Origin of the sequence: Exiguobacterium sp. s141, from assembly GCF_018618085.1 — a bacterium.
GTDB lineage: Bacteria > Bacillota > Bacilli > Exiguobacteriales > Exiguobacteriaceae > Exiguobacterium > Exiguobacterium mexicanum_A.
In genome coordinates, this window is the sequence record NZ_JACSLJ010000006.1 from 59,627 (window position 1) to 78,293 (window position 18,667).

Genomic DNA, 18,667 nt, shown 5'->3' on the forward strand with positions numbered 1-18,667 from the left:
CGTTCCCCAAACCAATACGTCACGTGGATTCCCCTCCACGACACTCTTTTTGAAAGCAATGCGACAACCCCCATTTGTTGCACCCAAATTTGCCATCCAAAAAAACGAGCGGCTCTCCGACGGAGCCGCTCGTTTTTTCATGCAAAGATATCTTGTTCGATTTGTTTCAAGCCATAGAAGACACCGTGTGCCTGCATCAGTTCATCATACGATCCGGTCTCGACGATGCGTCCGGACTCCATGACGATGATGTGATCGAAACGTTCGAGCCCAGTCAGACGATGGCTGACCATGACGAGCGTCGCTTCATCGGCTTGACGCAAAATCTCGGCGAACACGTCCGCCTCGGTCCGCGCATCGAGGGCCGATGTCGCTTCGTCAAGTATCCAGAGCAATCCATTCTTCAACAAGGCTCGGGCGATGGCAAGACGTTGCCGCTCGCCGCCCGATAAGTTCGTCCCTTTCTCAAGGACGGGCTCGTCGAGCGAGAAACCGAGGCGGACACTCGCGAGTGCCGCTTCCATCTCAGCGTCCGAGAAATTACCGGCGAGCTCCAAGTTCTCTCGCACCGTCCCGAAGAAGAAGTGGTTCTCTTGAAGGACGACGCTGGCTTCACGCCAGACCGATGCTTGGGTCACATCGTCCAACCGCTGTCCATTCAATCGGATCTCACCAGACTCAGGTCTGACAAAAGCGAGCAACAGTTGAAGTAGTGTCGATTTCCCTGAGCCGCTCGGTCCGACGATAACGGTCTTTGAACCGCCTCGTAACGTCACGTCGACGCCGCTCAGCACGTCACGGAACGTGTCCGGGTAGCGATAGCTCACGCGTTCGAACGATACGTCAGGTGCTGTCTCGAGCGCTACGTCGGTACGGGCCGACTCGGCAGCGACAATCGCTTCACTCGGCTCGACCACTTCGAGCAGTCGATCGGCCGCTTGCTTGCTGTCAGCAAAGTGGCCTGGGAAGACTGCCATCGGTGTCGCGTTCTCAAACGCGGTGAGCGACATCATGATGAGCATGGCCAAGAAGAGGCCATTTAATTCCCCGTCGACGACAAGATAGGCCCCGATGGCCAAAACACCCCATGAGACGAGTAAGGACGCCGCCACGACGAGCGAGGAGTTGAAGAACTGGTTCGTCACATCTCGTTTTTGGGCATCGGCGTAGCGGTCGCTCTGTTCAAGCAGTTCGTTGCGCGTTTGACCAAGCCGATGGTGCAACAACAGGTCGCGATAGCCGTACATCATCTCCGTCATCCCACTCGACAGGTCTCCTCGCAAGGTACGGAGTTCCCGGTCATGCTTGGCACGGACACGGGCGAAGAAGGCCGGGATCAAAAAACCGGTCACGAAGACGCCGAACAAGATCCAAACGCTGACCCAGACCGAGAAGTATGTGACGAAGAAAATCGTGCTCAAGAAGACGAGTACCAAGATAATCGGCGGATAGAACACCCGTAAAAAATAGTTCTGCAAGCTCTCGACGTCACCGACGACGCGAGCGAGCAAGTCCCCACTCCGATATTTGGCAAAGATGCTCGGGACGAGCGGCTCGAGTTGACGATAAAATCGGACCCGGAGTTCGCTCAAAATCGTGAACGTCGCCCGGTGCGAGGCGAGACGCTCCTGATAGCGCGCACTCGCCCGAATCACACCGAACAGTTTAATCAAAACGACGGGCACCATGAGCGCATACAGCGGCGGCACGAGCCCAGCCCGTGAGACGAGGTATCCGCTCGCCGCGAACAAAGCGACGGCTGCGATGCCAGCGACATAACCAAAGAAGACCGAGAGGATGATATCCTTTTTCTCTCGCATCATCCATTTCGTGATCGTCCAAAGGGAATTCATCCTCTCACCCCTTTCTGTAGCGTGAATAAGTCAGCGTATTGCGGAACGCTGAGCAGTTCGTCATGTGTGCCTTGGGCGACGAGACGCCCTTCGTCCATGAACCAAATCGCATCGGCTTGTTTGATCGTATGCAGACGATGCGCGACCGTGACGAGCGTTGACTCACGTGACAACTCATCGATTGAGCGCCGAACGATTTGTTCGGTCACTAAATCAAGTCCGGTCGTCGGTTCATCGAACAAGATGATGCCGGGACGTTTCAAGAAGGCCCGGGCCAAGGCGAGCCGCTGCCGTTCGCCTCCGGATAAGCCGTAACCCCCTTCACCGAGTTCGGTATGAAGACCGTTCGGCAACTGAGCGATGACATCGTTCAACCCGGCTGCCGTCGCCGCCTCGAGAATCTTCGCTTCGTCCGCCGCCTCACCGAGGGCGATATTATCGGCGACGGTGCCGGCGAACAAATACGGATTTTGTGAGATATAGCCAATCGTGTCATACCATGACGTATCGGTGTACGTCTCGAGCGGTTCACCGTCCACGAGGACACGTCCGCTGTCAGGTTTGACGAGCCCCGATAACACGTTCAAGACGGTTGTCTTCCCGGACCCGCTCGCCCCGACGAGCGCCACGTGGGCACCGGCAGGAATCACGCCGCTTAAAGGCTGGAGCGTGAAACGCCCCCCTTCATAGGCGAATGATGCTTCGTCGAGCTCGAGGTCGGGTGTCCGGCTCGTCAACGTCCGGTCGCCCCACTGCAGACGTTCATCCGGTGCGTCGAGCGCCTCGAAAATACGATCGGCCGCCCCCATGCTGCCGCGTCCGGTATGGAACGCACCGCCGAGGTCTTTGATGGCCAAATAGTATTCCGGAGCCAAGACGAGAATCAAAAAGCCGGAGAAGAACGTCAAGTTCTGCCAGACGACCATTTGCAGCGCCACTTCGAGCGCCACGACCCCTGTGCTGAGCATCGAGATGAACTCGAGCATGAGACCCGACAAGAACGCCGTCTTCAAGACGACCATCGTCGCGTCGCGGAAGTCGAGACTGCTCTTTTCAATCGCTTGCGCCTCACGCTCGGTCCGACCGTAGAGTTTCAATGTCGTCAATCCTTGCAACACGTCCAAGAACTTTCCGGAGAACTGGTTCATCTTCTCCATCTGTTGTTCGGATTTTTTCTGCGTCGCAATCCCGATGATAATGAAAAAGATTGGGATGAAGGGCGCCGTCACCATCATGATGACGCCCGAGATCCAATGTTGGCTGAAGACGACGACGAGAATGAGCAGCGGAATGATCGACGTTTGAATGACTTGCGGCCAATATTGGCTGAAGTAGGCGTCGACTTCATCGACCGCGTCCATGAAGACGCTGACTTTCTTTCCGGACTGGCCGGACAAAGATGTCTCGATCGGATTCGATGTATAACGGTCAAGCAACTGCAACCGGAGTGTCCGTTTCGCTTTCTCCGCTAGACTAGCTCCGATTCGTCCTGACATGTAGCCGAACAAAGCACGCGTGACGAGGGCGAGAATGAGCCAGCCGAGCGCCGGGATGATGCTTTCAAACGATGCATTTTTTAAAAAGACCTGGTCGACGATATCGACGATTAAATACGCCTGCGCCAAAATCGACAATCCGATCATCACCGCGGCGATGACGAGTCCGACGATATGGCGTTTTTCAGCTAAAGCGAGAGCTTGCAGTCGTTTCACTGCGTTCATCCTTTCTATACTATCCAAAACTTTTCTTTGTGAGGATTCTCACTAATTATAACTGATGCACACGACCATGGCGAACGCTTCGCTTAGCCAGACATGCAAAAGACGCCGCGTATATCACGTGGCGTCATACGGTCGACTGTTCAAAGTATTCGGGATGGCCAATCATCAATTCACGCGCATCGAAGTGAAGCACCTCTTCTTTTCGTAAGCGCGATAAGATGTTCGACACGGTCTCCCGTGACGTGCCGGATAAGCGTGAGATTTCAATCGTCGTGAACGGACACCGGACGCGAACCCCCTCTGCTTCCGGTTCCCCGAGGTCTTCAATCAAGTAATGGATCGTGTTGAGTACGCGTTCGGTCGCACTCGGAGTGATGATGTCCTGCACCCGTCGTTCGTGCAAGTCGAGAATCCGATTCATCTGTCCGACGATATGGAGTAACATCGACGCGTTCCGAGAGACGAGTTGTTCGAATCGGTCCGTCGGCATATAGATGACCTCGATATCGGTCAACGCCTCCGCCGAATGTTGATAATACGGTTCCGTCATCAAGCCGCGATACGGGAACAGTTGCTTCGGTTTCAAGTAGTCCGTATATTGATGGGTCGCCGTCTCGTTGCAACGTTCAAGCTTCACGTAACCGCTGATTAAAAAGTAGACGCGCTCCCGAGGATCGCCTTCCATGAATAAGAGCTGTCCTTTCCGGTACGTTCGACAATAGACATGGGGCAACAGTGCCTCGAGCTCACGGGCGGTACATTTGGTGAATACATCGAGTTGCCGCAAGTCGTCTACGGTCCATTTCGGTTTCATGTTGAACCCTCCAATCTATCTTGCCTCTCCTTTTAGTATAGTTGGATTCAATTTGAAAACGCTTACAAAATCCAACGATTTTCTGACAAAAAAAGAGGGGCTTTCACCCTCTTCGTCACAGCACGTTATTCAGTCGAGCATCAACTCCATGATCGCATCTTGCAGGTCACGGTCGAGTTCAAGCGCGTGCAAATCGAACAGCCATGCCTCGAGCCGCGTCTTCGCTGCCGCCGATCGATACAACTTGTCTTTTAAATCATAAGAAATCTCGGCGCGGTCCAAGAAACGATACAAACGATCGAGCCGGTGATCGTTTGCCGTCAGTTCGACCGGGAGCGACACCGTCATCTCTTCATCAATCGGACCGAGTTCGAGGCGCAGTGTCTGGGTCTCTCGATTGTATTCACCAGAACCGGTCACACCTCGGAGGAGTAACGTGACGTTACGGTCAGACGGCAAGACGGTCCGGTCACCTGTAACGTGAATGTGGAGTTTCCGTTCCTCCCAATCAAGCGTGAACGTCGTCTCAGCGTAAGCACCCGTCTCATAGTCACGGTCCGACCCGTTGTCTTCATAGAGCGTGAACGTGTTCGAGGCGCCTGGGAAGATGAGCACTTCCAAATCGGCTGGGTTGTCGGTATCGTTTCGACCCGAATGGTGTGGTGCCATCGGGATGATGGCCCCTGCTTTCGCGAACACTGCTTGTTCGTCAAGTCCCCGGAACACCCGAACCGACTTCTCTCCCGCATAGCGATGACCGGTAAAGAAATCGAACCAGTCACCTTTTGGTAACCAGACGTTCGTCGCTGCGACGTGGAGCTGTTTATTCATCGGCTCGACGATCGGAGAGACGATGAGCTCACTGCCGAAGTAGTATTCGTTCGGTACTTCATACGCCGCGTCCTCATCCGGATGTTCATAATACATCGGTAAGATGAGCGGCAAGGCACCCGCGTGGTTCCGCCAGTTCATCGTATAGATGTACGGGATCAATTGATGGCGCAGACGCAAGAACGTCTTCATCGACCGCTCCGCCTCGAGACCGAAGCGCCACGGCTCCTTCCCGTTGAACGTACTGAACGTCGAGTGCAGGCGCATAATCGGACTGAACACACCGAACGCGACCCAACGTGCGGCGAGCTCATCGTCTTTTGAACCTCGGTAATGCCCACCGATATCGTGACTCCACCAACCATAGCCGATATTGGAAGCCGTCGCCGTAAAGTACGGCTGGAACGCGAGCGACGCCCACGAAATCAACGTGTCTCCCGAGAAACCGACCGGATAGCGGTGACTGCCCGGGCCCGAATAACGGGAGAAGATGATTGGTCGATCACCATCCCGGGCGATGTCGGCCGCATGATAGTGGTTCAGCATCCAGAGCGGGTCGAGCCCTTCCATTTTCGACGTCGAGCCTTGTTGCCAGTCGATCCACCAGAAATCGACGCCGTCGTCTTCATGCGGATGATGCATCTGCTCGAAATAGGCTTGAATGAAGCGTTTATCGGAAAAGTCGAACGGGATGCGGTCGCCTTGGGACGGATCGATGCCCATCGCCTCGGCCATCGCCACATATTGGTCTTCGAACGCACGCACGCCATCCGCCGGATGCAAGTTCAACGTGACGAGCAACCCTTCTTGCTTGAGCCACGTCAAGAATCCTTTCGGGTCCGGGAACAAGTTCTTATTCCATGAGTAGCCCGTCCATCCGCTCCCGTATTCTTCGGGGACGTCGGTGACGTGCCAATCCATGTCGATGACGCTGACCGAGAACGGGATGTCTTCTGTCTTAAACCGACGCATGAGTTCTTTATATTCCGTCTCGTCGTAGCGCCAATAGCGGCTCCACCAGTTGCCGAGCGCTTTTCGTGGCAACAGCGGCGTCGGGCCGGTCAATTGATAGAAGTCACGGAGTGCACGCTTATACTCATGCCCATACCCGAAGTAATACAAGTCATGGATATGTTTACGCCGCGGTTCGACGAAACGGTCCTCGGTCATGATGAACGAATCAGAGTCATCGATGACGGCATACCCTTGTTTCGAGGCGATGCCTTCACCGAGTTCGGTCGCCCCGTCGACGTGGTCGAGCGTTCGCGCCGTCCCTTTCAACGTCCGCTCCGGTCCGTTAAACGTATAGCGGCTATAATACGTACTGAAGTTCCCTTTCACGTCGACGTAAAGCGTGTTCGGCGCGAACGGCCCTTTCGTGTAGTAGAGGTGGACGTGCTCCGTGATGATTTGCAATTCCGTCTCATCCTCAATCACGCGAAACTCTGGGACTACGAACGCCCGGTTAAAGACGACTTGGGTCGGCCGGTCTTCGAACACCCCATCCTCGGCATACTCCATCCGAATCAGTTGGCTCGTCAGTACCGTGAAGCGATAGCAGCTCCCTTGGACGATCGCTCGATCATCTGCCTGCGGTTTCATTTGTTGCGTATAGACGTTCTCCTCTTCAAATAGACGCATAAGCTCGAGCGTTGCCGCTCTTCGTCACTTCCCTTCTAAATTGTGCAAACGTTTACACTCAAAATGATAGCAATGTCTAAATCGACATACAACATTCCTTCCCCATGTCGGGCCATAAAAAACGACGAGCAGCCAATTCAGGAAAAAAGCCACAGACGCTGATGTCTGTGGCGTTGAGCTTATTGTTGGAGCGTCGCGGCGAGTCGGACGCGCGTCCCGACCTCACCTCGGACCGCCGCAAGGGCTTGTTCGAGCGACGTGATGACGGCAACCCGGTCGTGTCCTGATTCGGCGAATTGAAGGGCGGCCCGAACTTTCGGCAACATGCTGCCCGGTGCGAACTGGCCCTCGGCGATATACGTCTCGAGTTGTTCTTTCGTCGTCTCCTCGAGCGCCCGGGCCGACGGTGTCCCGAAATCGACGAACACGTGCTCGACGGCCGTCAAGATGAGGAGCATGTCGGCGTCGACGAGATCGGCGAGTTTCGCAGCGGCAAAATCTTTATCGATGACCGCCTCGACGCCGACATAGCCATCGGCTGTATCGATGACAGGAATCCCCCCGCCGCCAGAGGCGACGACGATGTGCTCATGGGCGACGAGGTCACGGATGACCGCGTGTTCGAGAATCGCCACCGGAAACGGGCTCGGGACGACGCGGCGATAGCCGCGACCGGCGTCTTCTTTGAACACATAACCGGTCGTCCGTTCAAGCTGCTGCGCTTCCGCCTCGTCGTAGAAGGGACCAATCGGCTTCGTCGGGTGACTGAAAGCACTATCGTTCGGGTCGACGACCGACCGCGTGACGATCGGTGCGACCGAACGTTCCAAACCGCGCGATCTCAGAGCTTTCGTGAGGGCATTCTCGAACCAATAGCCAATCATCCCTTGTGTCATCGCCCCGCAAACGTCGAGTGGCAAGGCCGGCGTCGCCGGACTATCTGACGCAGCCTGTTGCAACATCAAATTCCCGACTTGCGGCCCGTTCCCGTGGGTGATGATGACCTCAATCCCTTCGGCGACAAGCGCGGCCAGAGATTCAGCCGTCGCCTCGACGGCTCGAATTTGAGCCTCGGCCGTCGCATCTTTTCCTTGTTGAATCGCATTTCCACCTAGTGCGATGACTACTCGTTTATTCCGCATATTGGTTTCCCCCGATCAAAAGACTGAGATATTTCCTGAGACGATGCGCACGACGGCCAAGATGGCGAGCGCGGTCAAGACCCCGGCCACGATCCATTCCGTCTTCGTCAACGTCTTGATGCCGTTCTCACGTTGCGCCTTGATATAGAGCAACGTACCTGGTGCGTACAGTAAGGTCGTCAAGAGCAGATAGTCGATTCCAGCCGCATAGATGAGCCAAATCCCGTAAATCGAGGCGACGGCTCCGATGATGAGGTCGCGGGTCCGGCGTTCACCGGCGTTATAGCCGATGCCGTTCTTCGCGACTTTGACTTGATAGAAGGCCGAGAAGACGTACGGGATCAAGATGGCGCTCGAAGCGAGCGAGAAAGCGAAATTATACGCCGCATCCGAGAACAGGAACGTGAAGAGGAACAGCTGGATCAATCCGTTCGTGAGCCAGAGTGCGTTAGCCGGCGCGCTGTTCTTATTCTCTTTCGTGAACCATTTCGGGAACACGCCGTCTTTCCCGGCCACGAATGGAATCTCGGCGGCAAGTAACGTCCACCCGAGCCACGCCCCGAGGACAGAGATGACGAGACCGCCGTTGATGAGCATCGCGCCCCACGGTCCGACCGCCGACTCGAGCAAGTACGCCATCGCCGGTTGCGAGGCGTTCGCCACGTTCTCTGGATTCATGAGACCGAGCGACATGACCGAGATGAGCAGATAGATGATGAGCGTCCCGAGCAATCCTATGACCGTCGCTTTCCCGACGTCCGAGCGCTTGCGGGCCCGTCCGGATAAGACGACCGCCCCTTCGACCCCGATGAACACCCATAGTGTGACGAGCATCGTCGAGACGACCTGGTCTCTCACACTACCCCATGAGAAACCACCCTGGCCCCAGAAATCGAACGTGAAATTATCGAGGTTGAAGAAGAATAAGGTGATGGTGATAAAAGCAAAAATCGGTACGAGTTTCGCGATCGTCGTGATGATGTTGATCATGGATGCTTCATGAATGCCTCGTAAAATGAGCGAATGAACGAGCCACAGCATAATCGAGGCGCCGATGATGGAGGCGATGTTTTGACCGCCTTCAAAGATTGGGAAGAAATAACCGACCGAACTGAACAGGAGCGTCGCATAGGCGACGTTACCAAGCCATGCGGAGAGCCAGTAGCCCCACGCCGAGTTGAACCCCATGAACTGACCGAAGCCGGCCCGGGCGTAACTGTACACCCCTCCGTCGAGGTCTGGACGACGCATCGTCAAATTTTGAAAACTGAGACCGAGTGCGATAATCCCGATTCCGGTGATGACCCACCCAATCAAAATCGCCCCCGCGTTCGCACCTTGGGCCAAATCGGCCGCCAAGTTGAAGGCTCCCCCGCCAATCATCGAACCGACGACGAGTGCCGTCAACGCCCCGAGCCCTAATCGTCGATCCTTTTTCTCCGGTTGTACGCCAGCCGTTCCACTTGAGTCATGCGCTATTTTCGTAGACATTGAACTCATCCCTTTCGTTTAGTACGGGCCGGAGGGGAGGTCCCCTCCCATCCGTCAGCGTTCAAGCCATTCGTTCGTGTCGGTGAGCGTCGCCGCCATCACCGCTTTAATCGTGTGCATCCGATTCTCCGCCTGATCAAAGACGAAGGAATGACGACTCCGGAACACCTCGTCCGTGACTTCCATCTCGGTCAATCCGTACTCCGCATAGATCGCCCGGCCGACTTCGGTCTCCAAGTCGTGGAAGGCAGGCAGACAGTGGAGGAACATGACGTCCGGATTATTCGTCTTCATGAGCATGTCCATGTTCACTTGATACGGGTGAAGCAGTTTGATGCGCTCGGCGAACTCGGCCTCTTCGCCCATCGACACCCACACATCGGTGTAAATCACGTCGGCGTCGGCGACCGCTTCGTCGATGCTTTCGGTCAACGTGATCTTCGCCCCGGTCTCAGCAGCGACCGAGCGGGCAAAATCGACGACTTCATCCGACGGCCAAAGCGATTTCGGTGCACAGATACGCATGTCCATCCCAACTTTGGCACCACCAATCAAGAGTGTGTTGCCCATATTGTTGCGTCCATCGCCGACATAGACGAAGCGAATGCCAGACAACTCGCCTTTCTGCTCTTTGACGGTCAAGAAGTCGGCCAAGATTTGCGTTGGATGATACAAATCCGTCAAACCGTTCCATACCGGGACGCCGGCGTCTTTGGCCAGCCCTTCGACCGTGTCATGGGCGAAGCCGCGGAATTGGATGCCGTCAAACATACGCCCGAGCACGATTGCCGTGTCGCGCACCGATTCTTTTTTGCCAAACTGGATATCCGATTTCCCGAGGTATTCCGGATGCATGCCTAGATCGATGGCCGCCACGGTGAACGCACAACGCGTCCGCGTCGAAGGTTTCTCAAACAACAGCGCCACGTTCTTTCCTTCACAGATTCGATGCGGGACGCCTTGTTTCTTTTGACGTTTGAAGGCGGCCGATAAATCGATCAAATAGTTCAACTCATCCCCTGAAAAATCGTTCAATGATAGAAAATGACGGCCTTTCAAATCAAAGTTGTACGTTGTAGACATGCTCGTTTCCTCCTCGTTAAATGTCTTTGCGGATAATCGGACAGCTCATGCAGCGTGGGCCCCCACGGCCACGCGACAATTCACTCGACATGATTTCGATGACTTCGACGCCCTCAGAGCGAAGCAACTCGTTCGAGACGTAGTTGCGGTCGTACGTGACGACGACGCCTGGAGCGATCGCGAGTGTGTTCGACCCATCGTTCCATTGCTCGCGGGCAGCGGCGATTGGGTCCCCGCCCCCACATGGGATTAAGATGATCTCATCGAGACCGAGTGCGGCTTTCAACACGTTCAACAGATCCGTATGCTGCGTGATGTGAAGTTCGCCTTCAGCGTTCAACGTCAGTTCAAAGATATTCATCTTGCCTCCTGGCCCTTGGATGAACGGATGAATCGTGAACTTGTCATGGTCGACCATCGTGAAGACCGTATCGAGATGCATGAACGCACGTGACTTCGGAATTTCGATGGCGATGACTTTTTTGAACGTGCCGCCGTTTTTCAACAAGTTGAGAGCGACCCGTTCAATCCCTTGGGCCGTCGTCCGCTCGGAAATCCCGATGGCGACGACTTCCTTCGACAATACGAGCTCGTCCCCACCCTCCATCGCGAAGCGGTAGTCGCGGTCCGACCAAATCGGGATGTCATGTTTCGCGAATCGTGGGTGATAGCGCATAATATATTGCGTGAACAACGATTCACGACGACGAGCCGGCTCTTTCATCCGGTTGATGGATAGCCCGTTGCCGATTGCTGCCGCCGGGTCACGGGTGAAGTATAAGTTCGGCATCGGATCGAGATAGAACGGGTATGTGTCCTCAATCATCTCGTGCAAGTGGCGCCGTTTCTCTGGCTTAATCTCAGACTTGCGAATGCCGGCCATAACGGTTTCAATCAATTTTTCGTTGTCGTAGGCGAGCAAATATTCTTTAAGTGTCTCGTACGAGCCGTTGATATTCGATTTTGACTCCGCCAAGATATCGGCGACGAATCGTTCGCGCACCCCTGGTAGTGATAACGTTTCCGCCATCAAATTTTCTAGATAGAGTACTTCGACGCCACGATTTTGGAGCACGCTCGCAAAGTAGTCATGTTCTTTTTGAATGACCGGAAGATGAGGAATGTCGTCGAACAAGAGTCGTTCCAAATATTCTGGGGTCAAATTTTCGAGTTCACGCCCTGGTCGTTTCAATAGTACCGTCCTAAGTTCACCAATTTCTGAATACACGTGGATCGGATGTTTCAGCGTTGTATCCCGTGCGGTTTGTTGATCCGTCATCGATATCATCTCGCTTCCTCCTTGTGATTCGGGTGTGTTTCTACCCTTACATTATCAACTTACCCAATTCCGAGGTGGGCAAGTCCGACGTTTGGACTGTGGTGGATTCCACACTAAAGTGCATAGATGATGACGTGGCATGAATGAACAACCACTCGAGAAACGGTGCGTCCCCTCAAATCGGAGGAGAGAGACGTATACACACTGTATAGATTGTGAAAAAAATTCATAACATTTTTTTGATTTTGTTTGAGCCCGACTAAAGTCGTGACATAATATAGACAAATGATGTGAAAAGGAAGTGAGTCGATGGCAATCGAACGTACAGAACGCGCCCGTCATGAAGCCCAAGTGACAGCGCTCATCCAAAAAGGGGACCCGGTCGATTTCCGCGACGTGTTTCTCACACTCCATCCGGGCGAACAAGCCGACCTCTTCATTGAGCTCGAGCAACCGGGTCGCCAGTTCGTCTACGATGCCTTGTCCCCGGAAGCGTTCACCGACCTATTTGAAAAGCTCGAACTCGATGAACAAGAACAGTTCATCCAAGAGATGCCACGTCCGTTCGCCGTACGCGTGTTGAACGACATGTTCTCGGATAACGCCGCCGACTTGATGACCGAGCTCCCGGACGATTTCATGAACGAACTGTTCGAGTTGATGGACGAGACCGAGGCGACCGAAGTTAAAGACTTAATGCGCTATCCGGATGATACGGCCGGCGCCATCATGACGACCGAGTTTATCGTGTTGAAAGCGGACAAGACCGTCGGTGCGACGCTCGAAGACTTGCGCGAACTTGGACCGGAAGCCGAGACGATCTATTACCTGTATGTCATCGACACCGATCGCCGGCTCGTCGGCGTCGTCTCGCTACGCGATTTGATCGTCTCCCCGCTCGATGTGCAAATTGCGGATATCATGGGCCGACGCGTCGTATCGGCCCACGTCCTCGCCGACCAAGAGGACTTGGCGCGGACCGTTCAAAAATATGATCTATTGGCCTTGCCTGTCATCGACAGCGAGGACCATCTGCTTGGAATCATCACGGTCGACGATGTCATGGACGTCATCGAACGCGAGACGACCGAGGACTTTGAAGAACTGTCGGCGACGAAAGGTTCGTCTGACATCAACATGGGACCGGTCGAGGCGGCGATGAAACGGGCGCCATGGATTATCAGTCTCATGTTCCTCGGGATGATCACCGCGTCGACGATCGGTGGTTTCGAGGACACGCTTGAAACGATCGTCTTACTCGCCGTCTTCATGCCGCTCGTCATGGGTTCGGCCGGTAACGCTGCCACCCAATCGCTCGTCGTCGCCGTCCGCTCGATTGCGCTCGGCACAATCAATCGAAAGAACGTGTTGAAGATGATTCGCCGTGAGTTCGGGACGGGGCTATTGCTCGGTCTCGCCTGCATGGTCGTCATCTTTGGGGTCATCACCGTTTTGTACGACAGTGCCTTGATCGGGATGGTCGTCGGTCTGTCGATCTTTGCGTCACTCAGCGTGGCGACCATCGTCGGGACGCTCGTGCCGCTCCTCATCAATCGATTGAAACTTGATCCGGCCGTGGCGTCGGGCCCCTTCATCACGACGGTCGTCGACAACCTCGGCTTGATCATTTATTTCACGGTCGCGACTTCGTTGCTTCGCTTTTTCTGACACCTGATATCTCAGGTGTCTTTTTTGTCGTGATGTTTATTACAGTTCTTTTACAAAAGAGAAAATGGGAAATAATCATGATTTAGGACGGGTATTCATGAAAAGTACTTATAAATAAGAAGAGATTGAGGGAGGGATATTCGTTGACCATTCAACAAGTTGTTTACATATTGATCACAGGGGCTCTCTTCATGGGTCTCGTCGCATACGTGTCATACCGCATGACGAAAGGAAAAGTCGAGAGTGCCGACGATTATTTCTTGGCTGGACGTGGTCTCACCGGTCTATTCATCGCCGGATCGCTTTTATTGACCAACTTGTCGGCCGAGCAATTGATCGGCTTGAACGGCCAATCGTTTGCCGGCAATATGTCCGCTATGGCATGGGAAGTCACGGCCGGCATCGCCGCCATCATCATGGCCCTCTTCTTACTTCCACGTTTTCTCGGCATCGGAATTTCAACGATTCCCGAGTTTTTGAGCCAGCGGTATGACGAGGACGTCCGCCGCTTGACGGTCCTGTTGTTTTTGTTCGGCTATATGTGCGTCACGATTCCATCGATGCTCTACTCAGGCGGCTTGGCCGTCCTGCAACTGTTTGACGTACCAGCCCTGCTCGGGATCAGCTTCGAGCAATCACTCTGGATGGTCATTTGGTTCATCGGGATTATCGGTGCCGTGTATGCCATTTTCGGAGGACTCCGTGCCGTTGCCGTTTCTGACACGTTGAACGGAATCGGCTTGATTATCATCGGATTCCTCGTCCCGACGCTTGGCTTTATCGCGCTCGGTGACGGCAATCTTGTTGATGGGATGAAGACGATCGCAACCGAGAATCCGGAGAAACTAAACGCGATCGGTTCAGAGAACGATTCCGTTCCGTTCTTGTCCATCTTCACGGGGATGATTTTTGCGAACTTATTTTATTGGGCACTCAACCAATATGTCATTCAACGGGCACTCGGGGCGAAGAACTTGGCCGAAGGTCAAAAAGGAGTGCTTTTCACCGGCTATTTGAAGTTGCTCGTCCCGATTTTCATGTTGCTGCCGGGGATTATCGCATTCCATTTGTATGGCACGAACGTCGACAAGGCCGACCTCGCTTATCCGAGCTTGATTGCCGACTTGTTGCCGATGTGGCTCATGGGCTTTTTCCTCGCCGTCTTGCTCGGTGCCGTGTTCAGCTCGTTCAACTCGCTGTTGAATAGTATCGCTACGCTATTCGTGCTCGATATTTACAAACCGAAGTTCAAACCGGACGCATCAGACAAAGACTTGATTCGGGTCAGCAAATGGTTCGGGACGTTCGTCGCGCTTGTCTCGTTCTTCGTCGCTCCAAACTTGATGTATGCACCGGACGGCCTTTGGGACTTGATTCGCCGTTTCACCGGCTTCTTCAACATCCCGATTCTCGTCATCGTCTTAATCGGGATGCTCGTGAAGCGGGTGCCACCGATCGCCGCAAAACTCGTCATCGGCTTCCACGTCGTCACGTATTACTTCCTCGTTTGGGGAACGGAGCAGTGGTTCGGCTTCGACCTCGGCATTAACTTCATTCATATTTACGGGATTTTGTTCGTCCTCGAGACGGCCATCATGCTCGTGTTCGCGAAAGTTCGTCCGATGCAACACATCAATCCGATTCGCATCGACCTCGGTCGCGTCAAACCTTGGCGCCATGCCATCTCGACGTCAATCATCCTGATTGCTTCGATGGTGTTCGTCTACTTCGTCTTCTCACCAATCGGTCTCGCCTACGCGGACGGGATCGTGTCGAGCTGGTTCTGGCCAGCGACGCTCGCGTTGGTCGCGACGACGAGCGGGCTCGTCTGGACGTCGTATCGCTACTGGTTACCGCGTTATGAGTCTTATTTGAACAATCTTGATACGACAGACACCGAGCGTGAAGAAGCGATGGGTGAATAATATATTTAGACAAACAGACACGTTCCTTGCTGATATCTTTTAGCAAGGAACGTGTCGACTTGTCTTACTTCTATTCTTCTGTTCATACATGTTTTGATCCGCTTGATCATACAATTTCTTGAAATCGTTTAACTGTTCCTCCCAAGCTGCACCGACAGCGGCTGAAATGTCATTCGATTCAAACACGCTTCTAATGGAAACCGTCAAATCTAGCAATTCATCTTGTTCTAGTTGATCAATTAATACAACAAATTCGTCGCCTCCAATCCGATAAACGTTTGTGCTTAACCCTTGCAAGAGGAGTCCCGTTTTCTGAAGTAACTGATCACCAGCCGAATGACCTTGATGGTCATTAATTTTCTTCAAGTCATTTAAATCGATGACTATCAACCCTACTTTTTTTAAAGAAAGACGATCAATTGTTTCGTTAAAGGCACGTCGGTTCAAAACCCCAGTGAGTTCGTCATGACGGCTCACATATTCTAACTCCTCACGTTTCATTACAGCCGCTTCTACATTCCGAATGATTCCTTGTACAGCTACAATCTCACCATTTTTATAAATCGGAGTCGTGTATTCTTCAAAGCGCAAGTAACGACCGTCATTAGTGCGCCAACGTTGCGAGATAGCCTCATCGTAACTCATCTTTCCTGAGACTTTATTCATGAGAATTTGATAATCATCTGGGTGAATACGACGAAAACAATCATCTGGATTTTCATAGTTTTCCGCTACAACGCCCTCACCTAGATACAAATCAAGGGAAGGACTTATGTAACGAAAACGAAACGTCGGTTTGACTTCAAATATATAAATGACGTCTTTAACGTGGTTACCGAAATGTGCAAACGCTCCGTCCACCTCTTTACGTGATTGAAGTGTCTTCTGCGCAACAAGTACCAAAATCAATCCAACTAATAAACCTAACCAAAATTGTTCCATGTTTTCCCGCTCCCCATCTAAACGTACTATTCTATCGTATCATGTTAGCGAAACGCCGCCTGTACCTTTTCCATTATTTAGGTTAATGTTTAAATGTAACGTTCATTTGTTGATGAATGTAAACTTAAACTTAAAATTAGAAGTTGGAGGTCAACCATGAGTCCTGACTGGTCACGCTATGGAGTCTCATCTACCTTTTCCGGATCGGCGCTCGTCATGCGACAAGACGACATCCTGTTCGAACTTCAGCAAGGCTACGCGAATCGGGCCGAACAAATCGAAAATCAAACGTCGACCCGCTTCGGCATCGCTTCGGGCTGTAAGCTGTTCACAGCGATTGCCATCTGCCAGCTCGTCGAACAAGGAAAATTGTCGTTTACGTCGACACTCCGCGAGAGTTTGGACATCGACTTCCCCCGATTTGACCCAGCCGTGACAGTTGAACAGTTGCTCACCCACACGTCCGGCATCCCCGACTATTTCGACGAGTCTGTCATGGACGATTTCGAGGAATTGTGGCGACAGCGTCCAATGTATCACATCAGGCAGCTACGTGACTTTCTCCCGATGTTCCAGCACGAACCGATGCGACAAGAACAGGGCATGTTCCAATACAATAATGCCGGGTATATCCTGCTCGGCCTCATCATCGAACAAGCGAGCAGGTTGACGTTCTCGGACTATATCGAACGATTCGTGTTCAAACCGGCCGACATGACCGATTCGGGGTACTTCTCCCTCGATGCCTTACCAGCGCACACGGCGCTCGGGTATATCGACCACGCGAACGGCTCTTGGCGGACGAACCACTATTCGATTCCCATAAAAGGCGGCGCGGACGGCGGTGCGTTCGTGACGGCACAAGATATGGCCAAACTTTGGAACGCCCTGCTCGCTCATCGCCTACTTGATGAGGAGATGACATCACGACTGCTGACTCCTCATGTGAAGGTAAACGACAAAGGCGTACATTATGGCTACGGTCTGTGGATTCAATTGGACGCGAATCGACACGTCTTCAAATATCATGTCATGGGCTATGACCCCGGCGTCAGTTTTCATTCTGCTTACTATCCGGCCACAGACATCGTCTCGGTCGTCTGTTCGAACGAGTCAGACGGGGCGTTCGACCTCATGAAAGTCATCGAACAGAAAGCAGGTGTGTCTTCTTGAACATCCGCCCATACGAAGAACGTGACTTCGAACAGATTCAAGCGTTGAATGAAACGGAAGGTTGGAGTCAACTCGTCCGACAACACGAGTTGACGAAACAGGCGTGGCGGCAATCGAACGTCGCCTATGTCGTCGAGTCAGAAGGACAGGTGATCGCCTACTTGCGTGGATTGACCGACACGACCGTGAGCCTGTACGTGTGCGAACTGCTCATCGCGGCCTCGCACCGTCGCCTCGGGATTGGCGAGCGACTGCTGTCACACGTGCATGCGCTCTACCCCGAAACGCGCCTCGAGATGCTCGCGAGCGCTTCATCCCACACGTACTACGAGAAATTGAATTTCCGCCCGTTTTACGGGTATCGAAAGACGATTCACGAATAGGAGGAACTGTCATGAAACTAGCCATTGTGACCGGTGCATCGCGCGGCCTCGGCCGTGCCATCGCCGAAGAACTATTGAAGCGTGATTACGAGGTCGTCAATTTTTCACGGACGCAGGCGACCGATGCCTCGTTCCGTCACGTCAAGGTCGACTTAGCTGATCCGACAAGCACACTGGTCGCAATTGGACAGATGAAGCCGCTCATCGAGACGGCAACGTCTTTGCTCGTCGTCCAAAATGCGGCGTTGATTGAACCGATTCATCGGGCCGGTCAATTGGACGCTGCGCAGCTCATCGCCCACGTCCAAGCCAACCTGCTCGCCCCGATGCTCTTGACAAACGCGGTGCTCGCATACGACCTGCCCGTCTCGCTCATCCATGTGACCTCTGGGGCCGCCAAGCGCCCCATCTCGGGCTGGAGTGCTTATTGTGCAACGAAAGCCGGGCTCGATCATTTCACCGAGACGGTCGCCCTTGAATTGACCGATACGGACGACAAGGTCGCCTTGTTCAATCCAGGCGTCATGGACACCGCGATGCAGGAAAGCATTCGAGCCTCGTCAGAAGACGCGTTCCGTGACGTTGAACAGTTCCGCTCCTATGTGACGGAAGGACGATTGCGCACCCCTGAAACGGTCGCCCGCATCTTGGCGAAACACTTGCTAGACGAGCCGTTCGAGAATGGCAAGACGTATTCGGTGTATGACCTAGACTGATTTTT

General features: G+C 53.5%; 14 protein-coding genes. 5 read left to right on the forward strand and 9 right to left on the reverse strand.

Annotated features, from left to right (window positions below):
• Positions 1-137: 137 nt before the first annotated feature.
• The 8 genes from cydC to arcA form a co-directional block, all read right to left on the reverse strand.
• Positions 138-1,853 (reverse strand): thiol reductant ABC exporter subunit CydC, encoded by a 1,716-nt coding sequence (gene cydC, locus KNP74_RS12340; RefSeq protein WP_214764434.1) that lies wholly within the window; start codon positions 1,851-1,853, stop codon positions 138-140.
• Complete coding sequence (gene cydD / locus KNP74_RS12345; RefSeq protein ID WP_029594560.1) at positions 1,850-3,574, reverse strand: thiol reductant ABC exporter subunit CydD; 1,725 nt, start codon at positions 3,572-3,574, stop codon at positions 1,850-1,852. The genes cydC and cydD overlap by 4 nt, the downstream gene beginning before the upstream one ends.
• 124 nt (positions 3,575-3,698) lie before the next feature.
• Complete coding sequence (locus KNP74_RS12350) at positions 3,699-4,388, reverse strand: Crp/Fnr family transcriptional regulator (RefSeq protein ID WP_214764435.1); 690 nt, start codon at positions 4,386-4,388, stop codon at positions 3,699-3,701.
• A 129-nt stretch (positions 4,389-4,517) separates the two neighbouring features.
• Positions 4,518-6,860 carry a glycoside hydrolase family 31 protein gene (locus tag KNP74_RS12355; RefSeq protein WP_214764436.1) on the reverse strand — a complete coding sequence of 781 codons (2,343 nt, stop codon included), beginning with the start codon at positions 6,858-6,860 and terminating at the stop codon, positions 4,518-4,520.
• 179 nt (positions 6,861-7,039) lie between these two features.
• Positions 7,040-8,002 carry a carbamate kinase gene (gene arcC / locus KNP74_RS12360; protein WP_138858665.1) on the reverse strand — a complete coding sequence of 321 codons (963 nt, stop codon included), beginning with the start codon at positions 8,000-8,002 and terminating at the stop codon, positions 7,040-7,042.
• Between the two features lie 15 nt (positions 8,003-8,017).
• Entirely contained in the window at positions 8,018-9,493 is a 1,476-nt protein-coding gene (gene arcD, locus KNP74_RS12365; RefSeq protein WP_138858664.1) for an arginine-ornithine antiporter, read from the reverse strand.
• A gap of 54 nt (positions 9,494-9,547) precedes the next feature.
• Complete coding sequence (gene argF / locus KNP74_RS12370) at positions 9,548-10,576, reverse strand: ornithine carbamoyltransferase (protein ID WP_034779514.1); 1,029 nt, start codon at positions 10,574-10,576, stop codon at positions 9,548-9,550.
• A 16-nt stretch (positions 10,577-10,592) separates the two neighbouring features.
• Complete coding sequence (arcA, locus tag KNP74_RS12375) at positions 10,593-11,822, reverse strand: arginine deiminase (RefSeq protein WP_214764506.1); 1,230 nt, start codon at positions 11,820-11,822, stop codon at positions 10,593-10,595.
• A 342-nt stretch (positions 11,823-12,164) separates the two neighbouring features.
• On the opposite strand from arcA, the gene mgtE reads away from it, so the two are divergent.
• Entirely contained in the window at positions 12,165-13,523 is a 1,359-nt protein-coding gene (gene mgtE / locus KNP74_RS12380) for a magnesium transporter (protein ID WP_214764437.1), read from the forward strand.
• A gap of 143 nt (positions 13,524-13,666) precedes the next feature.
• Positions 13,667-15,448 (forward strand): solute:sodium symporter family transporter, encoded by a 1,782-nt coding sequence (locus KNP74_RS12385; RefSeq protein ID WP_214764438.1) that lies wholly within the window; start codon positions 13,667-13,669, stop codon positions 15,446-15,448.
• Between the two features lie 39 nt (positions 15,449-15,487).
• Here KNP74_RS12385 and KNP74_RS12390 read toward each other — a convergent pair whose 3' ends face one another.
• Positions 15,488-16,390 (reverse strand): sensor domain-containing diguanylate cyclase, encoded by a 903-nt coding sequence (locus tag KNP74_RS12390; protein ID WP_214764439.1) that lies wholly within the window; start codon positions 16,388-16,390, stop codon positions 15,488-15,490.
• A 156-nt stretch (positions 16,391-16,546) separates the two neighbouring features.
• Between KNP74_RS12390 and KNP74_RS12395 the strand changes: the two genes are divergently transcribed.
• The 3 genes from KNP74_RS12395 to KNP74_RS12405 are packed head-to-tail and all read left to right on the forward strand — an operon-like array spanning position 16,547 to position 18,662.
• Complete coding sequence (locus KNP74_RS12395) at positions 16,547-17,563, forward strand: serine hydrolase domain-containing protein (protein WP_214764440.1); 1,017 nt, start codon at positions 16,547-16,549, stop codon at positions 17,561-17,563.
• Positions 17,560-17,946 carry a GNAT family N-acetyltransferase gene (locus tag KNP74_RS12400; RefSeq protein WP_034779518.1) on the forward strand — a complete coding sequence of 129 codons (387 nt, stop codon included), beginning with the start codon at positions 17,560-17,562 and terminating at the stop codon, positions 17,944-17,946. Before KNP74_RS12395 ends, KNP74_RS12400 begins: the two co-directional genes overlap by 4 nt.
• A gap of 11 nt (positions 17,947-17,957) precedes the next feature.
• A complete protein-coding gene (locus tag KNP74_RS12405; RefSeq protein WP_214764441.1) occupies positions 17,958-18,662 on the forward strand; it encodes an SDR family NAD(P)-dependent oxidoreductase in 705 nt (234 codons plus the stop codon).
• Positions 18,663-18,667 lie beyond the last annotated feature (5 nt).